This is a genomic window from Fictibacillus sp. b24, from assembly GCF_030348825.1.
Lineage (GTDB): Bacteria > Bacillota > Bacilli > Bacillales > Fictibacillaceae > Fictibacillus.
Genome location: NZ_JAUCES010000005.1, coordinates 500,989 through 523,711, shown reverse-complemented (window position 1 = coordinate 523,711; position 22,723 = coordinate 500,989). Strand labels below are relative to the sequence as shown.

The 22,723-nt window shown below is 39.8% G+C and carries 18 protein-coding genes; 4 read left to right on the top strand and 14 right to left on the bottom strand.

Annotated features, from left to right (window positions below; translation table 11 throughout):
• Window positions 1-175: 175 nt before the first annotated feature.
• Window positions 176-1,849, top strand: coding sequence for a bifunctional metallophosphatase/5'-nucleotidase (locus QUF49_RS02755; RefSeq protein WP_289494219.1), 1,674 nt, complete (start codon window positions 176-178; stop codon window positions 1,847-1,849).
• Between the two features lie 49 nt (window positions 1,850-1,898).
• On the opposite strand, the gene QUF49_RS02750 is transcribed toward QUF49_RS02755, so the two are convergent.
• The 4 genes from QUF49_RS02750 to galU form a co-directional block, all read right to left on the bottom strand.
• A complete protein-coding gene (locus QUF49_RS02750) occupies window positions 1,899-2,774 on the bottom strand; it encodes a hypothetical protein (RefSeq protein ID WP_289494218.1) in 876 nt (291 codons plus the stop codon).
• A 113-nt stretch (window positions 2,775-2,887) separates the two neighbouring features.
• Entirely contained in the window at window positions 2,888-3,121 is a 234-nt protein-coding gene (locus QUF49_RS02745) for a hypothetical protein (protein WP_289494217.1), read from the bottom strand.
• 144 nt (window positions 3,122-3,265) lie between these two features.
• Window positions 3,266-4,279, bottom strand: coding sequence for a UDP-glucose 4-epimerase GalE (galE, locus tag QUF49_RS02740; RefSeq protein WP_289494216.1), 1,014 nt, complete (start codon window positions 4,277-4,279; stop codon window positions 3,266-3,268).
• Window positions 4,280-4,347: 68 nt separating this feature from the next.
• Window positions 4,348-5,238: a UTP--glucose-1-phosphate uridylyltransferase GalU gene (gene galU, locus QUF49_RS02735; protein WP_289494215.1), complete on the bottom strand. Its 891-nt coding sequence runs from the start codon at window positions 5,236-5,238 to the stop codon at window positions 4,348-4,350.
• A 497-nt stretch (window positions 5,239-5,735) separates the two neighbouring features.
• Here galU and QUF49_RS02730 point away from each other — a divergent pair, with 497 nt between their 5' ends.
• Together QUF49_RS02730 and QUF49_RS02725 are read left to right on the top strand one after the other, a co-directional pair.
• Window positions 5,736-6,602: an SDR family oxidoreductase gene (locus QUF49_RS02730; protein WP_289494214.1), complete on the top strand. Its 867-nt coding sequence runs from the start codon at window positions 5,736-5,738 to the stop codon at window positions 6,600-6,602.
• A 459-nt stretch (window positions 6,603-7,061) separates the two neighbouring features.
• Window positions 7,062-8,006 carry a hypothetical protein gene (locus QUF49_RS02725; RefSeq protein ID WP_289494213.1) on the top strand — a complete coding sequence of 315 codons (945 nt, stop codon included), beginning with the start codon at window positions 7,062-7,064 and terminating at the stop codon, window positions 8,004-8,006.
• Between the two features lie 127 nt (window positions 8,007-8,133).
• Here the strand turns inward: QUF49_RS02725 and QUF49_RS02720 are convergent, their stop codons facing one another.
• On the bottom strand, window positions 8,134-9,129 hold the full coding sequence (locus QUF49_RS02720; RefSeq protein WP_289494212.1) for a hypothetical protein: 996 nt from the start codon (window positions 9,127-9,129) through the stop codon (window positions 8,134-8,136).
• A 307-nt stretch (window positions 9,130-9,436) separates the two neighbouring features.
• Entirely contained in the window at window positions 9,437-11,749 is a 2,313-nt protein-coding gene (locus tag QUF49_RS02715; protein WP_289494211.1) for a glycerophosphodiester phosphodiesterase family protein, read from the bottom strand.
• A gap of 180 nt (window positions 11,750-11,929) precedes the next feature.
• Between QUF49_RS02715 and QUF49_RS02710 the strand changes: the two genes are divergently transcribed.
• The gene (locus tag QUF49_RS02710; protein ID WP_289494210.1) at window positions 11,930-12,493 is read left to right on the top strand and encodes a glycerol-3-phosphate responsive antiterminator; all 564 of its coding nucleotides are present in this window, start codon (window positions 11,930-11,932) and stop codon (window positions 12,491-12,493) included.
• On the opposite strand, the gene QUF49_RS02705 is transcribed toward QUF49_RS02710, so the two are convergent.
• From QUF49_RS02705 to QUF49_RS02670, 8 genes are all read right to left on the bottom strand, one after another.
• The gene (locus QUF49_RS02705; protein ID WP_289494209.1) at window positions 12,488-13,264 is read right to left on the bottom strand and encodes an HAD-IIA family hydrolase; all 777 of its coding nucleotides are present in this window, start codon (window positions 13,262-13,264) and stop codon (window positions 12,488-12,490) included. The genes QUF49_RS02710 and QUF49_RS02705 overlap by 6 nt on opposite strands.
• A gap of 22 nt (window positions 13,265-13,286) precedes the next feature.
• The gene (locus QUF49_RS02700; protein WP_289494208.1) at window positions 13,287-14,987 is read right to left on the bottom strand and encodes an ABC transporter permease; all 1,701 of its coding nucleotides are present in this window, start codon (window positions 14,985-14,987) and stop codon (window positions 13,287-13,289) included.
• Entirely contained in the window at window positions 14,984-16,114 is a 1,131-nt protein-coding gene (locus tag QUF49_RS02695; protein ID WP_289494207.1) for an ABC transporter ATP-binding protein, read from the bottom strand. The genes QUF49_RS02700 and QUF49_RS02695 overlap by 4 nt, the downstream gene beginning before the upstream one ends.
• 22 nt (window positions 16,115-16,136) lie before the next feature.
• Window positions 16,137-17,171, bottom strand: coding sequence for an ABC transporter substrate-binding protein (locus QUF49_RS02690; RefSeq protein ID WP_289494206.1), 1,035 nt, complete (start codon window positions 17,169-17,171; stop codon window positions 16,137-16,139).
• A 263-nt stretch (window positions 17,172-17,434) separates the two neighbouring features.
• Window positions 17,435-18,583, bottom strand: a complete 1,149-nt coding sequence (gene wecB / locus QUF49_RS02685; RefSeq protein ID WP_289494205.1) for a non-hydrolyzing UDP-N-acetylglucosamine 2-epimerase — start codon at window positions 18,581-18,583, stop codon at window positions 17,435-17,437.
• A gap of 19 nt (window positions 18,584-18,602) precedes the next feature.
• Window positions 18,603-20,273 (bottom strand): teichoic acids export ABC transporter ATP-binding subunit TagH, encoded by a 1,671-nt coding sequence (tagH, locus tag QUF49_RS02680; protein WP_289494204.1) that lies wholly within the window; start codon window positions 20,271-20,273, stop codon window positions 18,603-18,605.
• Between the two features lie 11 nt (window positions 20,274-20,284).
• Window positions 20,285-21,094: an ABC transporter permease gene (locus QUF49_RS02675; RefSeq protein WP_289494203.1), complete on the bottom strand. Its 810-nt coding sequence runs from the start codon at window positions 21,092-21,094 to the stop codon at window positions 20,285-20,287.
• A complete protein-coding gene (locus tag QUF49_RS02670; protein ID WP_289494202.1) occupies window positions 21,091-22,368 on the bottom strand; it encodes a nucleotide sugar dehydrogenase in 1,278 nt (425 codons plus the stop codon). The genes QUF49_RS02675 and QUF49_RS02670 overlap by 4 nt, the downstream gene beginning before the upstream one ends.
• Window positions 22,369-22,723 lie beyond the last annotated feature (355 nt).

Here is a 22,723-nt window from a genome sequence, read left to right as displayed (position 1 = left end):
AATGTGCAGGCTTTTTGTTTTGCAGTAAATTACCTTAGCACTTTAGTTCCTTCTTACCATTTACTTAAGTTTTAAAAGTTCTTTACGATTTTCGACAGAATTCGACTAGCATCTTTTCGCCTCAATGCTATAGTTAGGACGTGTGAAAAAAGTTGAATAAAGGGGTTGTAATAGTATGTCAATGAATCAAACGTTTAAAAGATTACTAGCTTCCACTCTTGCAGTAGGGTTAATTTCTTCTCAGGTAGCTGTAACATCTTTTGCAGCACCAAAGGAAACAAAGAAAAAAGATCCAAACTTTAATTTATCACTAATGCACATTAACGACACACATGCTCGTCTAGATAACGTGGCAAAGCGTGTAACCGCTATCAAAGAAGTGCGAGCAGCTAAACCAGATGCATTGCTTCTGGATGCTGGCGATGTATTCTCCGGCAGCCTTTATTTTAACGAATTTAAAGGACAAGCTGATCTTGAATTTATGAATCTATTAGATTACGACTTAATGACATTCGGAAACCACGAGTTTGATCTTGGTTCAAGTCCTGAAGGTCACCAAGCATTAGCCGACTTTGTTAAGAATGCTGATTTTCCTTTTGTAAGCACGAACGTTGATTTTTCTAAAGATGAAAAATTAAGCCCTTTATATAAAGAACAATATGCAAGCAATCCAAAAGACAGCAAGATCTACCCTTCCGTTATTAAGAGAGTGAACGGTGAAAAGGTTGGTTTTATTGGATTAACAACAGAGGAAACGGCTGATATCTCTAGTCCAGAAGCTGTAGAATTCCAAAATTATATTGAAGAAGCGCAAAAAGCTGTAAAAGAATTAGAAGAGCGTGACGTAAATAAAATTGTTGCGATTACACACCTTGGTTTCGATGACAATCCACAGTACGATAACGACCTAGAACTAGCAAAGTATGTAGATGGCATTGATGTCATTGTTGGGGGTCACAGCCATACACAATTGAATGCTCCTGTTGTCGTTTCAGCAGATGAAAATGGTGAACAAAAGGACTCTACGGTTATCGTACAAGCCTATCAATATAGTGAATACTTAGGAACGTTAGATGTTCAATTCGATAAAAAAGGTAAAGTTATTTCTCAATCTGGAAAGTTGATTGAAATTAAGTCAAAATCAGAAGATCCTGAAGCCGCTGAACTTTTGAAAAAGTACTCAAATAAGATTAATGAAATTAAAAACATGCCAACTGGTGGTTTTGCTGAAAATGCGCTAGAAGCTCCGCGATTGAGTACTAGTCCTATCAGTGTAAGAGCTCATGAACTACCAATCGGCAACTTAATTACTGACGGTATGCTTGATAAAGCAAAAGACTATAATCCAAATGTAGTTATGGCCTTCCAAAACGGTGGCGGAATTCGTGCAACCATTGACCAAGGTGAGATCACGTACGGTGATGTACTAACGACTCTTCCTTTTGGAAACACGCTTGCAACAATGAAGTTAACTGGTGCAGAAATTAAGGAAGCACTTGAACACAGTGTAAGCCAAGCTCCTGGTGAAAATGGCGGCTTTCTTCATGTATCTGGCATGAAGTTTACGTATGACAGCAGAAACGCTGCTGGCAACCGTGTTCTTTCAATGGATGTTAAGAACGCTGATGGAACATTTACAGCTATTAATCCTGCTCAAGAATATGTAATTGCAACAAACGCGTTTACAGCTAAAGGCGGAGACGGATTCACAGTCTTCAAAAACGCTTATGAGCAAGGACGCGTTACAGATCTTGGTGCATCTGACTGGGAAAACCTTCGTGATTATGTTGCAGAGTTAGTGAATGTTAACCCTGTGGTTGAAGGCCGTATTGTTGATGTAGGTAGATAATACTTATGGTTACCAGACTGGTTCAAAGTTTTTTTTGAGCCAGTCTTTTTTATTCCTCTAACCAATTATAGCGAGGTATTGTTTGATACGCTGCTTGCTCTCTCCTCTTTTCGGCACTGAACATACCACTTACGGTTCCATAGAAGTATTGCGTAAAACTCGTTTTAATTTTGCGTTTTTTATAGTGGAAAACGGATGTTTTGAACACTTCAATCACTGTAGAAGTCAGTTGCTCAATCGGTGTTCGAAAGTTAAACTTTTTATATGCAATTAGTGCTTTGTACCAAAACGTATAGATCTCTTCTGCTCGATCAAAGAATGGTCTGACTGACTGAGTAAATGATTGTGGAACGTTATCAGGAACAAACGTGTAATCCAGGTCTTGAAATTGAGGAGTCGTTAAAGAAGATTGAGCTGTGATAGTAACGTTCTCTTCCTGACGTATGTTTAGATCTTTATTTTCTAGATTTAGAAAGAGATTCAAAGATTCCGGTGATGATTTTGTGACTTCCTCCTTACTCTCTGAAGGGATTTTGTCGCTGCCTCGATACGTCATTTGTGTTTCACTCGCTACATCAATCGGGTGAAAAACAAATACATTATGAGCGAACCCTCCGTTGGATCGATACGTTTTATGCATCTTAAGAAAACCTGCTGTTTTCGCTTTTCGCAGCATTCTTGTAAAAGAAGCCCTGGATACTCCTCCTTGCTTTTGGGCACATGCGGAAACAAGTGTTGCAATCTTCGCATTCGCCACCCCTGGCACCACCACACTGTACTGACTTAACACTTCAAACGCAATGTACTCCGATTGGGTAAAAAGATCGGGATGTTGCTGAAGAAACCTGTCTTTCTGCTGGTTAAACTCTCCTACACTTTTAAATTTACTCAAATGCTTAAACTGATAAATGTTCCCTGCTCTCAATTTTTTCTTCCTCCCTTTAATTGACTCATCTATAAGTGTTTGGAGAAAGTGAAAAAGAGCCATAAAGAAGAAAAAAATTAAAAAAAGATGACTCCTCACGGGAAGCCACCCATTTATATCGACTGATCAAATTCAGATAAAAACTCTTTAAATTCATAGTTTTTTATTTGTGAGGTGTTCCACGATTTTTCAAACTGACCTAATTTCTTTTTTACATAATCAAATGGAGCTGTTCCTTGAAGTTCGTCTTCCAGGTACAGTTCGCAGACATTGTTTCCTTTGTATACCACTTTGATACGGTGGCCATTTAAATGGCACACATACCCGCCCTTACTCAACCTAATCATGTAACCACGCCTTTCATTAAAAGGGAATGTTTCTACTACCTTATGTTTTAAGAATGTTAATTATATGAGGTGTTAAAGTTCTTAATTAAGAACATCTTGAGTAAAAAAAAGAGGTGCCGCATTACTTAATAAGTATGTGATTTTTTACCCGTTCTTTAGAGTGCGTGAGTGCGTTTGCCACTTCCATGCATCTCGACACATTTCAAATACACTTCTTTTTGCTGCCCACTTTAATATTCGATTGGCTTTTGAAGGATCAGCAAAACATACAGCCACATCCCCTGCCCGTCGCTCTTGAACGTGGTACACAATCCGCTGCCCTGTTGCCTGTTCAAAAGCATGCACCATTTCAAGCACACTATGACCTATACCTGTCCCTAAATTGAAAGTTTCTACCCCTGATGACTGACTTAGATATTTCAATGCACTTACATGTCCAATTGCCAAATCTACCACATGAATGTAGTCTCGTACCCCTGTCCCGTCATGTGTTTCATAGTCCGATCCAAAGATTGAAAGATGAGGCAGCTGCCCGCTAGCCACTTGAGAAATATAAGGTAGTAAGTTGTTTGGAATACCTTTTGGATCTTCTCCAATCAGACCGCTCTCGTGAGCACCAATCGGGTTAAAATAGCGCAATAAAGCGATACTCCACATGGGGTTTGCTGCTGAAAGATCTTGAAGAATCTGTTCGGTCATCAACTTCGTTTGTCCGTAAGGGTTCGTCGCCCGCAAAGGAAAATCTTCTGTGATTGGTACCTGATCGGGGTCGCCATAAACAGTTGCAGAAGAACTGAACACCAAGTTATAAACATGATACTTATCCATTATTTCACAAAGATTCAAAGTGGAGATTAAGTTATTTATATAATAGCGAAGAGGCATTTCTACAGACTCGCCTACTGCTTTAAAGCCGGCAAAATGAGCAACGGCTTCAATTTCATGATTAGAAAAGATGGCTTCTAGCTGTCCTTTCTCAAGTAGGTCAGCTTCATAAAAAGTAAGAATTTTACCTGTAATCAGCTGTATTTGTTCCAAAACATCACGATTGCTGTTCGAAAGGTTGTCGACCACAACGACTTGGTAACCTGCATTTAACAGTTCAACACACGTATGACTTCCGATATAGCCCGCTCCACCTGTAACCAAAACGACCATCCATTATTCCTCCTTTTTATATGCATAAAAAACCGCCTTACAGCCCACTAGGCGTAAAACGGTTGTTTTTACTTGGCACGTACATTAGCTTTTGCTGCATTTACAATCTCTGTTAAGTAATTCAGCAAGTCGTATTTAAGATCATCTCGTTGAAGAGCAAAATCAAGGGTGGTTTGTATAAAACCCAACTTTTCTCCGACGTCATATCGAGTGCCTTCAAAATCATAGGCATACACGTTTTCTGTTCGGTTGAGAGAGGCAATTGCGTCTGTGAGTTGAATCTCGCCTCCTGCACCAGGGTGTTGCTTCTCCAAGATCTCAAATATTTGAGGCGTAAGGACATAGCGGCCCATGATGGCAACATTTGACGGCGACTCCTGTTGCTTTGGCTTTTCAACAAGGTGATTGATACCATACAACCGATCGTTTAGCTGTTTCCCATCAATAATTCCATATCGCGAAACTTGGTTCTCTGGCACTTGCTGGACCCCAATAATGGATGATTTATGCTCGTTGTACTGCTGGATCAGCTGTGCTAAACAAGGTGTATCTGATTGAACAATATCATCACCAAGCAGGACAGCAAACGGTTCGTTGCCGATGAACTTTCGCGCACACCAAATCGCATGCCCTAATCCCTTTGGTTCTTTTTGGCGAATATAATGGATGTCTGCGAGTTTGGAAGGTTTCTGTACTTCTTCTAAAAGACCAAGCTTTCCTTTTTGAAAGAGGTTTTGTTCCAATTCATAAGAATAATCAAAATGATCTTCAATCGCCCTCTTACCTTTACCCGTTACGATGATAATATCTTCTATGCCAGAGCGAACTGCTTCTTCCACGATATATTGGATCGTCGGTTTGTCTACAATCGGAAGCATTTCTTTCGGCATCGCTTTTGTGGCTGGCAAGAATCGTGTACCTAATCCTGCTGCAGGAATAATCGCCTTTTTAACTTTCATGTGGTGAACTCCTTTTTATCGAATTTCACTTTGCTCTTCTAATTATATCGTACCCCCTTCTCTTTACGTTCCCTGTTTATTGAATCTTCACTTCTCTTTTACAATTCATATGCAATTCTTCCGAAAATCATACTGGGCATCTAACCCACCCTCACATCATACTAGCGACGACAAGCGTCTAAGGTTAGTTTGTACACTAACCCACAATATGACCGAGCTCCTTCATTGTTAACGATAAGAAGGGATCACCGGTTCTTAATAAAGAACAATTATACTAAAAAAGGGGTGTTCTTTAAAAGAAACACCAGATAGCTTCTATATTTCGATTTGTCATAGTAATACCAATTAGTATAGTTCTTTAAAAAGAACAAATCAACTGTTTTACTTTTGTGATGTTCGACGAGATTTTACGAATTTACAGCGGAAATGTTTATTCAGTTGTGAGTTGGGAAAGGTAGTTTTAGAAGAAAAAAAACATAAAAGGAGTGCTTGCATACATGTCTAATCAAAATCATCCAACTGGTCAACCCGCTCAGCATCAAAACCAACAACCTGGTGTTGAATCTGAAATGACACCAAAGCCACAATCCGAAAGTTCCGCCTATAAGGGAAGCGGAAAATTAAAAGGAAAATCAACGTTAATTACTGGTGGAGACAGTGGAATTGGTAAAGCGGTCGCAATCGCTTATGCCAAAGAAGGTGCAAATGTCGCGATTGTTTATTTAGAAGAGTCTCAGGACGCAGAGGAAACGAAAAGACAAGTGGAAGAAGAAGGCGTGCAGTGCTTGCTGATCCGCGGAGATATCGGTGACGAATCATTCTGTGATCAGGCGGTTCGAGATGTAGTCGGTTCTTTCGGTGGACTGGACGTATTGGTGAACAATGCCGCCGAACAGCATCCTCAACAAAACTTAGAGGATATAACAGCTCAGCAGCTCGAGAAGACCTTCCGCACAAATATATTTGGAATGTTCCATCTGACGAAAGCTGCTCTTCCTCATTTGAAGCAAGGAAGCACGATTATCAATACAGCTTCGATCACAGCGTATCAAGGTCATCCGGAGTTAATCGATTATGCTTCAACGAAAGGTGCAATCGTGTCGTTCACAAGATCGTTGTCAAATAACCTTGTGAAGAAAGGTATCCGTGTAAATGGAGTCGCACCAGGCCCAATCTGGACACCACTCATCCCGTCAACGTTTACAGCTGATAAGGTGGAGCAGTTCGGTAAAGATACACCGATGGGCCGACCAGGACAGCCAGAAGAGCTTGCGCCTGCGTATGTGTACTTGGCGAGCGAAGATTCGTCTTATGTGTCCGGTCAGATGATTCATATTAATGGTGGTAAGGTCGTGAATGGTTAAGAAAGTTATATGATTGTAGTCCCCTTTATGAAGGGGGCTTTTTAATTTAGAGGTATTTTATATTTTACGGTACGTGTTCTTATATTTATTACACATTCGCGCACGAGTTCATGGTTCTCGCGCAGTTGAGTTGAAATGCGCGCAGTTGAGCCTAAATTATGCCCGCATCGAGCCTCGTTTCGCGCAGGGTGCTCGCCGTTACACCCGGTTACCTTTGATTTACTCGTAAAAAGCATTCAGAACTACCCCTTGAGCCATTTGGTAAGGTAGTAAATGATTAAAAAAGAGATAAAATGAACTCAGGTGATGAAGATCATTTGAGTTTTTTGTGTTTGAAGCATTCTCAATATTACGTAGGAATTTTAGTAACATTGACCCCTTCTATAATTTGGAAAATAAAGTATACTATATTTTGAAAGTATTTACATATAAAAAGTAAGTTCACTAGGGGGCACCATATTGAAGACAAAACGTTTTTCTTTCTTTATCCTTATCCTCATTATCCTTTTGTCTGCTTGCAGCCAAAAGGATACAGTCAAGCCAGCAAAATCTGAGACAGCTAACACAAAAGACACCACCACTACTGAAGAACAAGACTCGAAGCAGCCTGAGGAAGAACCTGAACCGGAAAAAACACCTGAACAAGAAGAACCAGTTGAGCAAGAAGAACCAGGTGAACAAGAAACAGATGTTATACCTGATTCCAACTCTTCAACTATTGAATGGGACGGCCCATGGACCCGCGTCGGTAAATTTAATGGCGGTTCACTTGAGATCAAGAATGTTTCTGACAAAACGTTTGGTTTTACACTGAACGTAGCTGACGGGGGAAATATCGGTATAATTGAGGGTAACGCTAATGTTGAAGCAACTACAGCCACTTATTCTGATAACAGTGCAACAGGTGGAGAAAGCTGTGTCCTTACATTCTCTAACAAAGGGGATAAAATTGTTATCACTCAAACAGATTCCTGCCTAGGATATGGAGGCAATGGTACGACCTTTGAAGGAGAGTTTGTTAAAGGCCATGTAGAACCTGAACCTAAAACGTTATCTGATGTTCAAATCATATCGAAGAAAGCCGATGACCAGCTTCAAAAGTTGACTGGTGATAACTATCACGTTTTTGTAGACAATATGCAAATGGTTGGAGAAGGCATTAAAGATCATGATGGCTGGGGTGCCAAAGTAGTAAACGGCGGGGTTCGTGGACTTTACTCCATCATGGAGGCCATTATCATCACAGATGAGAAAAACGGCTTTATTTATGCCGCTGCCATAAAAGATGGGGAAGAAGTCATCTATTATACGAACAATAAAAAGTTTGCTGCTCAATTACCAAAGACTATTGAAGTGTGGAGAGAACAGTTTACTCAATACCCTGTTCGCTATATGACAAAGTGAAATAGTTAAAGGTATTTTTGATAGGAACTCAGTTTATGAAAAGGTTAGTTGGGTTTCTTTGCGAGAACGAACTGAAATAGTAGATATAAAAAAGAGCAACTTAAATTTCGGTTGCTCTTTTAAAATTTCATATTTGATTTTCTGCCTTTGTAGCTGCAACTTCAACGTGTTTTGAATCCATTTCCTTTTCATAATCGATTTCACAGGTTTCAATGCTTATCAAATTATTTTCTATAGCTGGGGTAATATGGCTAATATATTTTTCCTTTGCATATTCCAAATCTGCATTTTTATTAAACTTTTCATCTGGGTGGTTTACCAATATTAAAATTAACTTAGTAGGAATTCTATTTATCTCTGAATACCCTTTAATATCAGCAACCATATTATATATCCGATCTATACGTTCACGGCGAAATGGTCCATGTAGAACTTCAAAGAAATAATGGATATTGGAAGTATCCAGGAATCCAGAAAAACGTCTCTTTCTCCCTTTAATCAAGTGATCTGAAAAACTCATACTGATATAGGGTACAATATCAGAAGATGATAAACCCATATTAGAGGCCACATAATTTATTGCAAATATTTCTGAGTCTTTTAATAACATAGTTGTATGAATTTTTGAGCCATCAGTATTTCCCGATTCATTTAACGGTTCAGAACTTGTCGTATGATGACTCTGATCACTACCATCATCTTGTGTTTTTTCATCGATTTGCAGCTCTGTTACCTCGTCTTCATATTCTTCTTTTAAACTTGAAGGTAAAACATTTACAACCTGACTTTGATTATTCTTTTGATTGGATACTTGATTTAAAGAATTAAACATTAAAGAAAACATTTCTTCTTTAAATTTAATATTTTCTTTTTGTATTTCATTTTGCTGCTCCGTAATATCTTCATTTTGTGACTCTACTTCATTAAGTTTTTTCTCAATTGAAAACAATTTCCCTAACATTAACTTATCAAACGAAAAGCTGAGCCCGAGAATGGCTATCAAAAGGATTAAAGTTACATGCGAGGCAGTAAGAATAATATTACTTTTTAAACTCCAGACTAAAATAATACCTACGAAAATGGATATTAGAACAATGAAAATTGGATATAAATATTTATTCATCTTATGTCCCAACCTTTATACGGTAAAATTAAAGTATTTGTTTTATTTTAACATATTTTTACACATTTTGTAGGTATATAGTTCATTAATTCCACTTTTCGCCAAGCATATTAAACAAATGTTTAAACAACCTGTACTTTCTCTTGATGCTACACCATTCACTCTTATACCACTCTGTTATCTTCATCCACAAATTATCAACTCACGAAAAGGTAGAGGATCGTAAATTTCATTTGAACATTTCGTGTTATTATCTATAAAAAAGAGCTGGAAACCCCACCAAGAGGGCCAGCTCCTCACTATTAAGCTATTTTACTGTCACTTCGATCGGCTCAGAGACCAAATTCCACTCTTCACCCAACATTTCAAACGTATGTTTAACAAAAACTTGTGCTTTACCTGGTGCAACAGCTTCAATTGTGTTTCCATTAACACGCACAACACCGTTATCATTAGCAACAAACAGCTCAGTCTCAACATTTTCACGCTGATCCACGCGATAACTCACTTTCGCCTTCGCATTTACCGTGTGTGTCTTTCCTACATTCAGGTTAAGTTTCTTTAAAGGCGTTTCCAGCTGAATCGGTGACGCTGTTAGCCATTGTGTGTAGTCTGTAATCGGCCCGATCAATCCTTGCTTCAGCTTGTCCACAAACGGTGCTTCTGCTCGGAACGTCCAGTGCATACTCATCTGACCGCGCTGACGCATGTACTTAATGAACTCTGCATATACCGTTCCATAGCTGGCATTCAGCGTCACATCATTCCTTGTTCCATAGTCCACCATCTTTTTGGCGTTCTTTAGTTTTGCATCTAACGTTTTTGGCTCAGCAGCTGAAAACAGATACCCAATCGGCAACTCAGGCGCAATCTCGTTCATCAGCTGCATGCTGTCGAGATAAAAGCTCTGCATAGAAACTTGATCCATCATGCCTTCACTCTTGATTTCATCGATTACTTGCTGTTCGATCCCGTGGTCTTTTAGTTCAACTAAAAGCACGACATCTTTGCCTTTAAACTCTTGTAAGAATTCTTTAAAAGTTGGTACTTTTTCACCTGCAAATTCTTCTCCCTTATAAATCCCTGCATCCAAAGCTCGGACCTCTTCCAACGTTAACTGGTCAACCGCTCCTGTGCCGTTCGTCGTTCGATCAACTGTGTTATCATGCATGATAACCAAATGTCCGTCCTTCGTGATCTGCACATCTGTTTCAATCTGATCAGCACCTAGATCGTAGGCCATGCGGTAGCCAACCATCGTGTTCTCAGGAGCAAGTGATGGAACACCGCGGTGAGCAGCAACGATCGGACGCTGAATAATGGTTCTTTCAGGATACTGACTAAAAGCGGTAACGGCATAAGCTGGCTGGTTCGTTACAATACCATCCACACCTAGATGAAGCAGTTCATGTGTATCGGCCATCGTCTCACCGCCAACACCCCAAACCGAAACCATTCGGTTATGCAGGTAATAAACGTTATCCGCCGTTAGGTTCTTAAGCGGAATCATCACCATCTTACTTCCACTTTCGTGAACGTCTTCCACGATCTGCTGCAGGTCATGCTTGTTTAGTGCACTTTTATCATAAACATGTCCACCGCGAATCTTCGGATTTATCTCTTTAATCGCTCTAATAATGTTCGTGTCGCTTGAAACGACCTGAACATCCGTTGTAGACGTCTCATTTAAAGCGGCAACTACTGCTTCTTCTATTCCAGTCTGTTCAATATGTAAAACTGGAATCTTTTTTGTTTTAAGGTTATTCAACTGGTCTTTTAACAATTTATCGTTTCCGTACAAAGTCCCATCTCTAGACTCGACTTTTAATAAAGCGGATCCGGTCTGATCATTGTAAGTCGCAACGGCAGATCCTTCAATTAAAGTCGGTGCGTTGATCATATTTGTTGGGGCTTCATCTGGCAGAAGTACGCCTGAACTCGGAACCGGCGGCAAATCACCGCTAAATGAAGTCAGTTTCACATTATCGTATTGAACTGTTGCTCCTGCTGCTTGGAATCCGATATCGCCATCCAGCCATTTTGATGCTCCAGCCGTGTCTACTACTAGTTCTCCATTAACAAACTGCTGCACACGATTTTTGCTCGCAATTACTTTCAGACGATAACTTTTATTGTACTGAAAGTCCTCCCTATAAAAGTTGGTTTCGGTAACATTCCAGGCGTTCTTTTCGGTACGTTCCGCAAATTCCAGTCCGTTTAGCGCAGTCGTTCCGCGTCTAACCGCAAACTGATAATACGGATAGTTCTCTTTTTGCACACGATACATGATAGATGCCCACCGTGTATTTTCTACCGCTGAGACAAAAGTCATATCCGCTTCAAACACGTAGTTCCCATTGTTATCATCTGCTAAAGGTACCACTACTCGTGCAGGTTTACCGGTTGCGGGTGAATTCAACACAAGCTTTCCATCCTGCACCTTTCCATCTCCTTCAACCACTTTCCAGCCATTTGGAAGAGCTCCGTTACTTATACCATCAAAAGATTCGTTTACGATAACTGTGTCATTCGCTTTTACCGGACTTGATACTTGTGGAACCACAAGACTTAGTGCTAAGGCAGACGTTACAACTAGATGACGCAATGAATGAGTTTTCACGTTATTAAACACCCTCCTGAAATAATAGTTTGTGAAAAAATGAGCATAAAGACCTACTTCACCTCCTTAAAAGAATCTAAATAAGTCATCAGTACCGTGCATTTCTGCTAACATATGGTAAACTTTTCATAGAGAAATCGTATAAATATTCAAAAAATAACTAACGGGGTGGGAACAGAAATGGAACTTGTTAATATGGTAGAATCACAGATTATCGCTTCGATTAAGGATCAGAAAGATATTGATAAGGCGATTAAAAGTTCAGCTAACATCGCTTTTCTTTTAACAGGGGACATCTCGACAGTTGAAAACTATATCAATCAATTGCGTGAAGCAGGTATGTATATTTTCATTCATCTGGACTTTATGGAGGGCCTGTCCAATTCTAGAAGTGCTGTTAAATACATTGCTGACGTGTGGAAACCAACTGGCATTATCACAACAAAAATAAACATGATTAAATATGCGAAAGAAGAAGGATTAATTACCATTCAACGAATTTTCTTAATTGATCGTGCTGCCATTCAAAAAGGGATTGAAATGGTCAGTTCGTGTAAGCCAGATGCGGTAGAAGTGCTGCCTGGCTTAATGCCAAAAGTCATTGACCAGCTGTCGCGCCAGCTCAAGCTTCCTCTAATCGTCGGTGGTCTCATTCAAGAAAAAGAGGATATCCTGTTAGCGCTTGAAGCTGGAGCGCTAGCCGTGTCGTCTGGCGATCCACGTATGTGGAAGTTTGATCTATAGATTTACTACCTCTTTAATACTATCAAGAACATAGGACGGCTTGTATAAAGATTTTGTTAACATTTCTTTATTCGTTACACCTGTCATAACGAGTACAGATTGCAGACCATTCTCGATTCCCATGCGTATATCGGTCTCCAGCCGGTCACCGACCATGTAGCATTGAGAAGGATGTAGTTTCAGAACTTGCGAAACGACATACTCAGCCATCCATTTGGAAGGTTTTCCTGTAATGGACTCAATGCGCTGACCCGTTACTCCTTCTAGTGCACCAATCATGGCACCGCAGTCCGGGATTTCTCCTCCTAGTACAGGACATGTTCGGTCAGGGTTTGTCGCGATAATGGTCGCTTTGTTTAGCCATGCTTGAAAAGCGAGATTGATTTTTTCATAGCTGAACTGGCGGTCCCAGCCGAGTACAACGAATTTTGCTTGTTTGGCGTCATACGTCATCGGGATCCCTTCATCGGCCAGTTCTTCAATAAGTGGCTGCTCCCCTATCACGAGTGCAGCTTCACCAGATTCTAGTGCTTCTTTTAAAAATTTTGCAGTAATGAAGTTGGAGTTGATCACTTCATCCAACTCGACTTCAATGCCTAGTTTTCTAAGTTTTTGTACATAGTCCATGCGGGTGGATATGGATTTGTTTGTTAAAAAAACGACCTTATCTCCCCGCTGTTTGAGGGCGGCAATCGCTTCTGCCGCTCCCTCAATCATCTCTTCATCTAAATACACCGTTCCATCCAAATCAAAAATAAACCCTCTAGTCAATGTTCTTCCTCCACCATCCATCTTATAGTTGATTTTTCGAAATGCGGTTTGCTATGGCTTGCAGAATTAAAACGATGATTACGAGAACGACCGACATGGCCGCTGCTGTGTAATATTCACCGCGCAAAATGTTCTGGAAAATCGCTAAACTCATCGGTGCCCAGTCTGCTGGTGCTAATAATATAGATATACTCGTTTCTTTAATAACGGTGATAAAAACAAGAATGGATCCAGCTGCAATTCCAGGCAGCATTAATGGTCCGATGATTGTAATCGCCGCTGTTAACGGTGTTGCACCTAGGTTAACCGCTGCCTCTTCAATGTCCTGTTTAATCGCACGCATCGTACCCATTGTCGAACGCACCATGTACGGAAGTCTTCTGATCGTGTAAGCGACGATTAATAGAAGCGCCGTTCCCGTAAGATGAAGCGGTGCCGTGTTAAACGTTTGAATGAGCGCGATACCAAACGCGATACCTGGCACAACAAGCGGAATAGACGTCATAAAATCAAGCTTGGACGAGTTCTGCCTTACTACGAAATACGAAACAAAGGTCGCGATGATGACGCTTAGAATTAATGCTCCAAGTGCAAGGACGATGGAGTTTTGAATGTTGCCCATCGAACTCGTGAAAATGGTTTGATAGTGTGATAGTGTATATCCGTTCGGAAGCGGATTCTTTCCCCATGTTGTCGCAAGAGATTGCAGGACTATGGATAACATGGCAAGCACAGGGATGATCACAAGTACGAGCGAGTAAACCGATAGCGTACGCGTTAACCCTTTAGAATCATTGAGCTTCTGCTGTTTCGGTTTCCCAGAAACAGAGCCATAGTTCTTTCCTTTTGTAAAAAGGTGCTGCAGCCAGAAGAAGAATGCTGCGACAAGTACCATGATGACGGTCAGAATTGCCGCTCCACCCCAGTTGAAGAATCCCGCAATTTCACGGTACGCTTCAACAACCAGCAAGTTCAGATCTTTTGGCGCTAGGATAATCGGTGTTCCAAAGTCTGAGAACGAGACGGTGAAGATAAGAAGCGCACTCGAAATCACACCGGGAATCGCGAGCGAAAACGTGACAAAAATGAACGTGAACCAGTTCCTTGCACCTAGGTTCAGTGAAGCTTCCTCAAGTGAGATGTCACTCACTTTAAACGCTGCCACCATTGGCCAGAGTGCATACGGGAAAAAGAAGAACACCTGTACAAGCACGATCCCGGCCATCGAGTAAGGATTGAGCAGCATTCCTTCCCCGCCAAGTGAATTGTAGATATACGTCACCCAGCCCGCGCGGCCAAACATGATAATGATGGCGTATGCCGAGATAAATGTTGGAACGATGAGTGGTATTGTACATAATGCTGCGATCGTCTTTTTAAAAGGCATCGTCGTGCGCGCAATTCCATAAGCAATGGGAATACACATTACGATAACGATTAGAGAAACTAAAATCGCGAGCTCTAAGCTATTTTGAACCGCTGAAAAGTACGTTTTGTTCGTAAAAATCTTTTCATAGTTATCAAATGACGCTGAACTGAACTTTTCAATAGTAGAGTTTAAGATATTTGGATCAGTAATGGACCCCAGCAAATTGATAGGCTGACCTGTGAAGCTAACTAAGAATACCGAAACGAGCGGCAGCAGCAGGAAAACACCGAAAAAGGCATAAATTAAAATTTTTACTAGGGTAAGTCCGTTGAAAGAACTGAGACGGTTCTTCATATTAACAACACCCTTTCAGGATCAATTGTTAACTGCACCCTCTCTCCTTCTGTCAGGATCGCCTCACCTGGAACAAACGTTGTATCCACCACCAGCTGGTATTCTTCTACTTTGATGTCGTACCGAACAATTGAACCAAGGTATGTCGAAACGTGCACCGTTCCTTCAATAATGTTGGTTAACTCGTCAGAGCTAATCGTTCCTGGTTTGAACGCTTTAATGTTTTCAGGACGCACGATGACGTTTACTTCTTTTTGCTCGACATGATTTGTCGATTTGATAAGAAAGCCGTGTCCTTTTACGACAGAATAGCCATTTTCCTGACCAACAACCGTTCCTTTTAACACGTTTGACGTACCGACAAAATTCGCAATGAATGGTGTAGATGGCCTGCTGTAGAGCTCAATCGGTGTTCCGATCTGCTTCACTTCCCCGCTATCCATAACGGCTACTCGATCTGCCATACTCATCGCTTCTTCTTGATCATGTGTTACAAAAATCGTTGTAATCCCGAGATCTTGCTGGATGCGGCGGATCGTGTTACGCATCGAGTGACGCAGCTTTTGATCCAAGTTCGATAATGGTTCATCCATTAAAAGTACAGCTGGTTCCATGACAAGCGCTCTTGCCAGTGCCACACGCTGCTGCTGACCGCCAGACAGTTCACTTGTGAGTCGAGTTGCGTGCTTATCCAGTTCAACATATTCAAGGATTTCCATTACCTTTTGCTCGATCGGTTTCGGATATCTTCCTAGTTTTCTATTGAGAAGCCTTAAGTAGATAGGCAGTTTTGCCGCGATATTGCTTGAATTTAATTGTTTAATGTTCAAGCTGTAGGCGACATTTTCAAATACGTTCATATGCGGAAAAAGCGCATAGCTTTGGAACACCATCCCACAGTTTCTTTTGTTCGGAGGAATATGGTTGACTTTTGCCTCTCCGATTTGAATGGTTCCTGAAGTTGGCTGTTCAAAGCCCGCGATACATCTCATGGTTGTTGTTTTGCCGCAGCCTGACGGGCCAAGAAGAGCGAAGAACTCGCCCTCTTGGATATCCAGGTTTACATTTTTCAAGGCATGAACACCAGAAAACTCTTTTGTTAGTTGTGAAACTTTAACTGAACCCATTCTCTACCACCCCTAATGTGTATTACTGAAATTTCTCTTTCCACTCGTTTCTTACGCGGTCGTAGTTCTCATTTACCCAATCAATATCAAGATCGACAGCATGAGATTTTACTTTATCAAGTGTAAGAGGAGTCTTGGATTCCACATCTGGATTGATCGGGATATGGTACCAGTTCGCTAAAATCTGTTGTCCTTCTTTAGAGAGCAAGAAATCGATCAGCTTCTTTCCGCCTTCAGGGTTTGGTCCGCCTTCAACGATTGAAACCGGGTTAACAAGGATTGGCGTCTTATCAGGCACAACGAAATCTACGCTTTCCCCTTTTGCTTTTTGCTCGTATGCCATGAAGTCAAATCCAACACCGATGTGTGCTTCACCCATAGACACGGCTTTTGTTGGAGCTGAGCCTGAATCCGGCATAGAGTTTGCTTGGTCTACTAGCTTTTTAAAGTAGTCCCAACCTTCTGCCTCACCGCGCTGCATCATTTGGTTCAATACCATAAGCGTTGCCGTACCAGATGCCGCTGGGTTGGAGAACTGAATTTTGCCTTTCCATTTTGGATCAAGAAGATCATCCCAAGTCTTTGGTGCTTCTTCTGGTTTTACTAGGTCCGTGTTATAAGCAAAACCGAGTACGAATACTTCAACACCTACATACTTGCCGTCTTGATGCTTCACTTTAATTCCGTTTTCTACCGTATCCCAATCTTTTGCAAAGTCAGGAATGTATTTTCCGATAATGCCTTTGTCGACAGCTGCTTCAAACGGAAGGATTCCTCCGCCTCCGTACCAAACGTCACCCTGTGGATTGTCTTTTTCCGCCATCATACGGTTCACAAGTACGTTCGTACCCGCGTATTGCACGTTAACAGAGCCGCCATGCAGCTCTTCGAATTTTTGCCCCAGTTCTTTAGTCATATCAGGTGTTTCTGGAGAATAAAACGTAATCTTTCCTTTACCACCGCCATCTCCAGAATCTTGGTCCCCTGCACATGCCGTGAGCAAGAGTATACTCATCATTAAAATTAAAGAAGTAAAAATCGATAAAGACCTTTTCATTGTTCAACCCCCTATAAGTTTATGATCGATTTTCGGCAAAGAAAAAAGAGAAGAAACACCAATGTAAACCCTTTCAAAAGAAAGGATTACAAATTGGGTTTCTTCTCATGGTCTCTTCCCGTCCATATTCGATTACTTCCATTATACAAAATTATCAGAATTTTACAACCTGTTTTGTAATAAAAAATTTACAATTAGGCACATATAGGACAATTATACCAAAAAGAGGGGCTAACCTCTTAATTGAAGTCAGCCCCTGCTTATTATACGTTCACATAAAAACTTTCTGGACGTTCACTATTCTTCTCGAAATGATAGAGGATCGCTTCAACAATACGGCGAGATGCTTCCCCATCACCATAAGGGTTGGACGCTTGGGACATTCTTGCGTACTCTTCTTCATCCGTTAACAATTCTTTCGCTAATGAGTAGATATCTTCTTCTTCTGTTCCTGCTAGCTTCAAAGTTCCAGCTTGGATACCTTCTGGACGCTCTGTTGTATCACGAAGAACCAATACTGGCACACCTAATGAAGGAGCTTCTTCTTGTACACCGCCACTGTCTGTCAGGATGATATGAGCGCGAGAAGCAAAGTTATGGAAATCTACGACACCAAGTGGCTCGATCAGATGAATTCTAGGGTCGTTCGCTAAAATCTCATCTGCTGTTTCTCTAACAACAGGATTTAAGTGAACAGGGTATACCACTTGAATGTCATCATGCTCTTCCACTAAACGCTTGATCGCACGGAACATGTTACGCATCGGTTCACCTAGGTTTTCACGGCGGTGAGCCGTTAGAAGGATCAGACGGTCATCACCTAGCTTTTCAAGAACTTCATGGTGATATTCTTCAGCAACCGTCGTTTTCAGCGCATCGATCGCTGTATTCCCTGTTACAAAGATATGATCTCCAGACTTTTTCTCATCAAGCAGGTTTCGTGCTGCAATGTCTGTCGGCGCGAAATGAAGATCTGCCATTACACCCGTTAACTGGCGGTTCATCTCTTCTGGATACGGAGAATATTTGTTCCACGTACGAAGTCCCGCTTCAACGTGCCCTACAGCGATTTGGTTATAAAAAGCAGCCAAGCTCGCAACAAATGTTGTCGTTGTATCACCATGAACCAACACGATGTCCGGCTTCACTTCTTTCATAACGCGATCCAGACCTTCAAGTGCTCGGCTTGTTACTTCGATAAGCGTCTGACGATCCTTCATAATGTTCAGATCATGGTCAGGTGTAATCCCAAAGATTTCAAGTACCTGATCCAACATCTCACGGTGCTGCGCTGTTACGGTAACAATGGATTCAACTTCTTCATGTTTTTCAAGTTCTAGAACAAGTGGTGCCATCTTAATCGCTTCAGGTCTTGTTCCAAAGATTGTCATAACTTTTAGTTTTGTAGCCATTCTTAGTGAATTCCCCTTTTTATTTATTCTTTCTTTTGCTAAAAGAGAATGATGTTACTGAATTATCTCTAGAATCAACATTCATCTTAATCATCAAAGTGTCTGTTTTTGCAAAGTAAAGGTCTTCTACATCTTTTGTTATCTTAGTTGAACTAAACAGCGGTATAAAAGGTTCAGCACTCGTGTATACATTTGTTAGCAACAATTCAGTCAGTTGGTCCGATTTCACAATCAACATAGCATCAGAAGTGGTAATAACCGTTGCATTATTTAGTTCAGCTTCATTCTGAATAACATTCACAATCTTTGACCGATCAAAAGAGTCATTGAATAAAGAAGAAACTTCACTATGGCCTACTGGCAGATTACGCTCGGTCAAATACGTTTCAAAAGTCGAAAGGTCCTCGAGAGTCGGAATATCTTTACTATCAATGGTTTCTGCAACCGAAGAACTTACCCATGATTCAGATTCACCCGGTATATCGAGCTGCAGCCAAGTCATGTCTTCATCCGTGTCTTCAATCGATTGCTTAATTGGATAGACATCACCAAAAATCCCCTGGCCAACAATCGTGCTGTCTAGGCTAGCCTTATTTCGAATGTTGATAAAATCTTTATTGATAACAGCAACCTTTAATTCAGGTTCAGCTGGTTTTTTTGTGTTTTCAGAAGGTTTAGGTTTCTTTTTTTCTTTAACAACGTCTGTACTTTCTTTGCTCTTAAACAGAGAATTTTCCATTACCATGGCTTTGACCTTATCAATAGAAGGATGGGAAATTGTCAAAAAAGCGTTCAGTACTAAAGCAGATAATAAGAAACCGATACCAACAAGCTGCTTGATATCTCTCTTTTTTCTTTCTTTTTGCTTTCTTCTCATTCTTGGTTTGTTTTCTGCGGTTGCACTTTTTTCAATTTTATCAAGTTCTTCTTTTTTATACTCTTTACGTTCAGATGTTGAAAGTGCATTATAGGTTTTTAGAAACTTAACATAATTACCTACAACTTCATTTACTTCTCCGTATTCTCTTACCGTACCGTAATGAAGCCATAATGCTTTATCACAAAATTTCTTAATCTGACTGGCAGAATGACTGATAAAGAAAATCGTTTTCCCGCTATCCTTAAACTCATTTATCTTTTTTAAACATTTGTTTGTAAAAGTAGAATCTCCAACAGATAATGCTTCATCTATCACTAAAATATCAGGATCAATATTAATAGAAATAGCAAATCCTAATCGGGCTTTCATTCCACTCGAATATGTTTTTACGGGCTGATCAATAAAATCACCGATCTCAGCAAATTCAATAACATAGGGAACGATATCCTTAATCTGTTCCTTTGTTAAACCAAGCATTAAGCCTTTTAGTTCAATATTTTCTAAACCGGTTAATTGACCATTAAGTCCCGAAGAAATAGCAATTAAGGAAGCCTGTCCGTTTATTTGAACTTTTCCTTGTGTCGGGATGGTAACTCCAGAAATCAAATTAGATAGCGTACTTTTTCCTGCACCATTTAATCCAATAACCCCTACAATTTCACCTTTTTGAACACTAAAAGAAACGTCTCTAAGTGCATAATGATAGTCACCTGTTTCTTTCCAGGTGACTAAGTCCTTAAAGCGTTCTGATGACTTATGATACTTTTTAAATTTTTTGGTTACACCATCAAACTTGACTGTTGTATTCATGTGTATCACCTTTACAGACTATCGACGAATTGTTTTCTAAACTTCACATGTAAAAAAGCACCAATAAAGAATAGGACCAACACTACATTCCAATAATATAATGTGTTGTAGCTAATAATAGTATCAGTATCTCCAAATAAGAGAAGTTCCCGATAACCGTTTACAAGATAATAAAAGGGATTCAAGTAGAACATAACTTTAAAAAAGTAAGGAAGTTCACTGAGATTTGGGACCCAAATTATTGGAGTTAAGTAAAAAAGCATTCGTACAATAGACTGAATTAATATATTTACATCACGAACTAAAGTAGAAAGCGTAGATGTAATTAAAGCTATAGCTACCAGTAAAAAAATTGCCGCTACCGTAAAATAAAAAACCAAGAACAGGTTTAACGAAACAAGTCCTATTGAAGCAATTACCGTTAAAATAAGCAGCATCAGCAAAATAAGATGATTGTATAACTGAGCTGTAACTGTATATGTGGGAACAATACTTAAAGGAAAGTTCATCTTAGAAACAGTATTTAATTTGGAATAAATAGAATTCGATCCATTAGTTATAGCTTTGCTAATAAAAAACCAAGGAATAATTCCACTTATTAACCAAATAAAGTAAGGAACGCCGTTAACCGGCGCTCCACCTCTAATTCCTAAACCAAAGACTAACCAATACACAAAGATTTGAATGAGAGGATTTAAAATAACCCATATATTACCCAGCATAGTTGCTGAGTACGTATTCTTCAAATCATAAAGAGATAGTCTTGATATTAGATATTTATTTTGAAGATGTTCTTTCAAAATAATTAAAGCTGATTTCATACTAATGCCACTTTTTCCTCTTTCTGTTTATAAAGGCTACCGAAATTAATCATTTCCGCCTTGTCGAATGTACCCGCAATACAGTTTCGAGTGTCAAATACTTTAGGTGTGCGCATAAGTGAAGCAAGTCTGTCATAATCTAGTGTTTTAAACTCATCATGATCTGTAAGGACTAAAATCAAATCAGCTCCTGAAGCTGCAACTTCAGCACTTACAAAATCATAATATTCAGAGTAAACATGTGGATCATGAATTGCCACTTCAAATTCATCAGATAATAAGTTGATAACATCCATTGCTGGGCTTTCACGCATATCGTCAACATTACCTTTGTAAGTAACACCGAATGCAGCTACCTTAGGTTTTGAAACTTCTTTTAACATCATTCTTACGCTATCTACCACATATTGAGGCATTGAGACGTTTGTGTCACGTGATAACTTAATGATATTTGCAAGTTCAGGTGCTTTTGCTACAACAAAGTATGGATCAACCGCTAGACAATGTCCTCCAACTCCTGGACCAGGTGAATGCAAGTTAACACGCGGATGCTTATTAGCCATTTCAATTACATCAAGAACGTTTATATCTAAAGAGTTACATACTTTAGCTAGTTCATTAGCAAGTGCAATGTTTACATCACGGAATGTATTCTCCATTAGTTTAGACATTTCAGCCGTTTTTGCATCTGTTTTGATAATTTCCCCTTCTACAAATAGGCTATAAACTTCTGCTCCCGCTTGCGCACAAGCGTTTGTAACTCCACCAACAATACGGTTGTTGTGAACAAGTTCATGCATGATTTGTCCTGGAAGTACGCGCTCTGGGCAGTGAACGAGGAAAATATCTTCTCCCACTTTAAACCCAGCTTCTTCAACCAAAGGCTTAACATGGTCATCCATGCTACGAGGGGCAATCGTAGATTCAATAATAATGACGTTGCCTTTCTTTACTAATGGCAAAACAGATTGAGTAGCCGTTAATACATATGTTAAGTCACATGATTTGTGCTCATCATTAAGGTTTGGCGTTGGAACCGCGATAATAAATACATCTGCTTCTTCCGGAAGAAGTGATGCTCTAAATTTACCGTTCTCTACTACATTTTTAACTACTTCTCCAAGGCCAGGCTCTTCAATGTGAATCTCACCTTGATTTAATTTATCTACAACTTCAGGGTACAGATCAACACCTACAACCTCAGCTCCGTATTTAGCAAACATAGCAGACGTAGGAAGACCTATATACCCAAGACCCATCGTACAGATTTTCATTATATGCACAACCCCCATAATATTTTATTAACATAATATCCAATGAATAAATAACTATTTTTAATCATATGTTTTGTCGAAATAATGTAAAAAGCTGTTAAACTAACATTAATATTAAAACAGATTTCAACATTAAAGTCTACCATTCTTTTATAAATTTTGGAATTTTTTAAGTTTGTAACATAAAATTTGTCGAAATAAAATTATATACTCTAATACTTTATATCGGTTGATAATTCTTCTCTTAAATATATTAAGATTAATAATGGGCAATTTAAGTCTAGTTCTAAAGAAATACAATACTTGTAATATTTTCATTTGATAGATTTATATGTAAAAGAAATATATAATAGTG

What these genes read in the sequence shown, in the direction of transcription:
- QUF49_RS02755 (WP_289494219.1), top strand. Translation starts at nt 176, where the DNA reads ATGTCAATGAATCAAACGTTTAAAAGATTACTAGCTTCCACTCTTGCA.
- QUF49_RS02745 (WP_289494217.1), bottom strand. Translation starts at nt 3,121, where the DNA reads ATGATTAGGTTGAGTAAGGGCGGGTATGTGTGCCATTTAAATGGCCAC.
- galE (WP_289494216.1), bottom strand. Translation starts at nt 4,279, where the DNA reads ATGGTCGTTTTGGTTACAGGTGGAGCGGGCTATATCGGAAGTCATACG.
- galU (WP_289494215.1), bottom strand. Translation starts at nt 5,238, where the DNA reads ATGAAAGTTAAAAAGGCGATTATTCCTGCAGCAGGATTAGGTACACGA.
- QUF49_RS02730 (WP_289494214.1), top strand. Translation starts at nt 5,736, where the DNA reads ATGTCTAATCAAAATCATCCAACTGGTCAACCCGCTCAGCATCAAAAC.
- QUF49_RS02720 (WP_289494212.1), bottom strand. Translation starts at nt 9,129, where the DNA reads ATGAATAAATATTTATATCCAATTTTCATTGTTCTAATATCCATTTTC.
- QUF49_RS02710 (WP_289494210.1), top strand. Translation starts at nt 11,930, where the DNA reads ATGGAACTTGTTAATATGGTAGAATCACAGATTATCGCTTCGATTAAG.
- QUF49_RS02700 (WP_289494208.1), bottom strand. Translation starts at nt 14,987, where the DNA reads ATGAAGAACCGTCTCAGTTCTTTCAACGGACTTACCCTAGTAAAAATT.
- QUF49_RS02695 (WP_289494207.1), bottom strand. Translation starts at nt 16,114, where the DNA reads ATGGGTTCAGTTAAAGTTTCACAACTAACAAAAGAGTTTTCTGGTGTT.
- QUF49_RS02690 (WP_289494206.1), bottom strand. Translation starts at nt 17,171, where the DNA reads ATGAAAAGGTCTTTATCGATTTTTACTTCTTTAATTTTAATGATGAGT.
- wecB (WP_289494205.1), bottom strand. Translation starts at nt 18,583, where the DNA reads ATGGCTACAAAACTAAAAGTTATGACAATCTTTGGAACAAGACCTGAA.
- tagH (WP_289494204.1), bottom strand. Translation starts at nt 20,273, where the DNA reads ATGAATACAACAGTCAAGTTTGATGGTGTAACCAAAAAATTTAAAAAG.
- QUF49_RS02675 (WP_289494203.1), bottom strand. Translation starts at nt 21,094, where the DNA reads ATGAAATCAGCTTTAATTATTTTGAAAGAACATCTTCAAAATAAATAT.
- QUF49_RS02670 (WP_289494202.1), bottom strand. Translation starts at nt 22,368, where the DNA reads ATGAAAATCTGTACGATGGGTCTTGGGTATATAGGTCTTCCTACGTCT.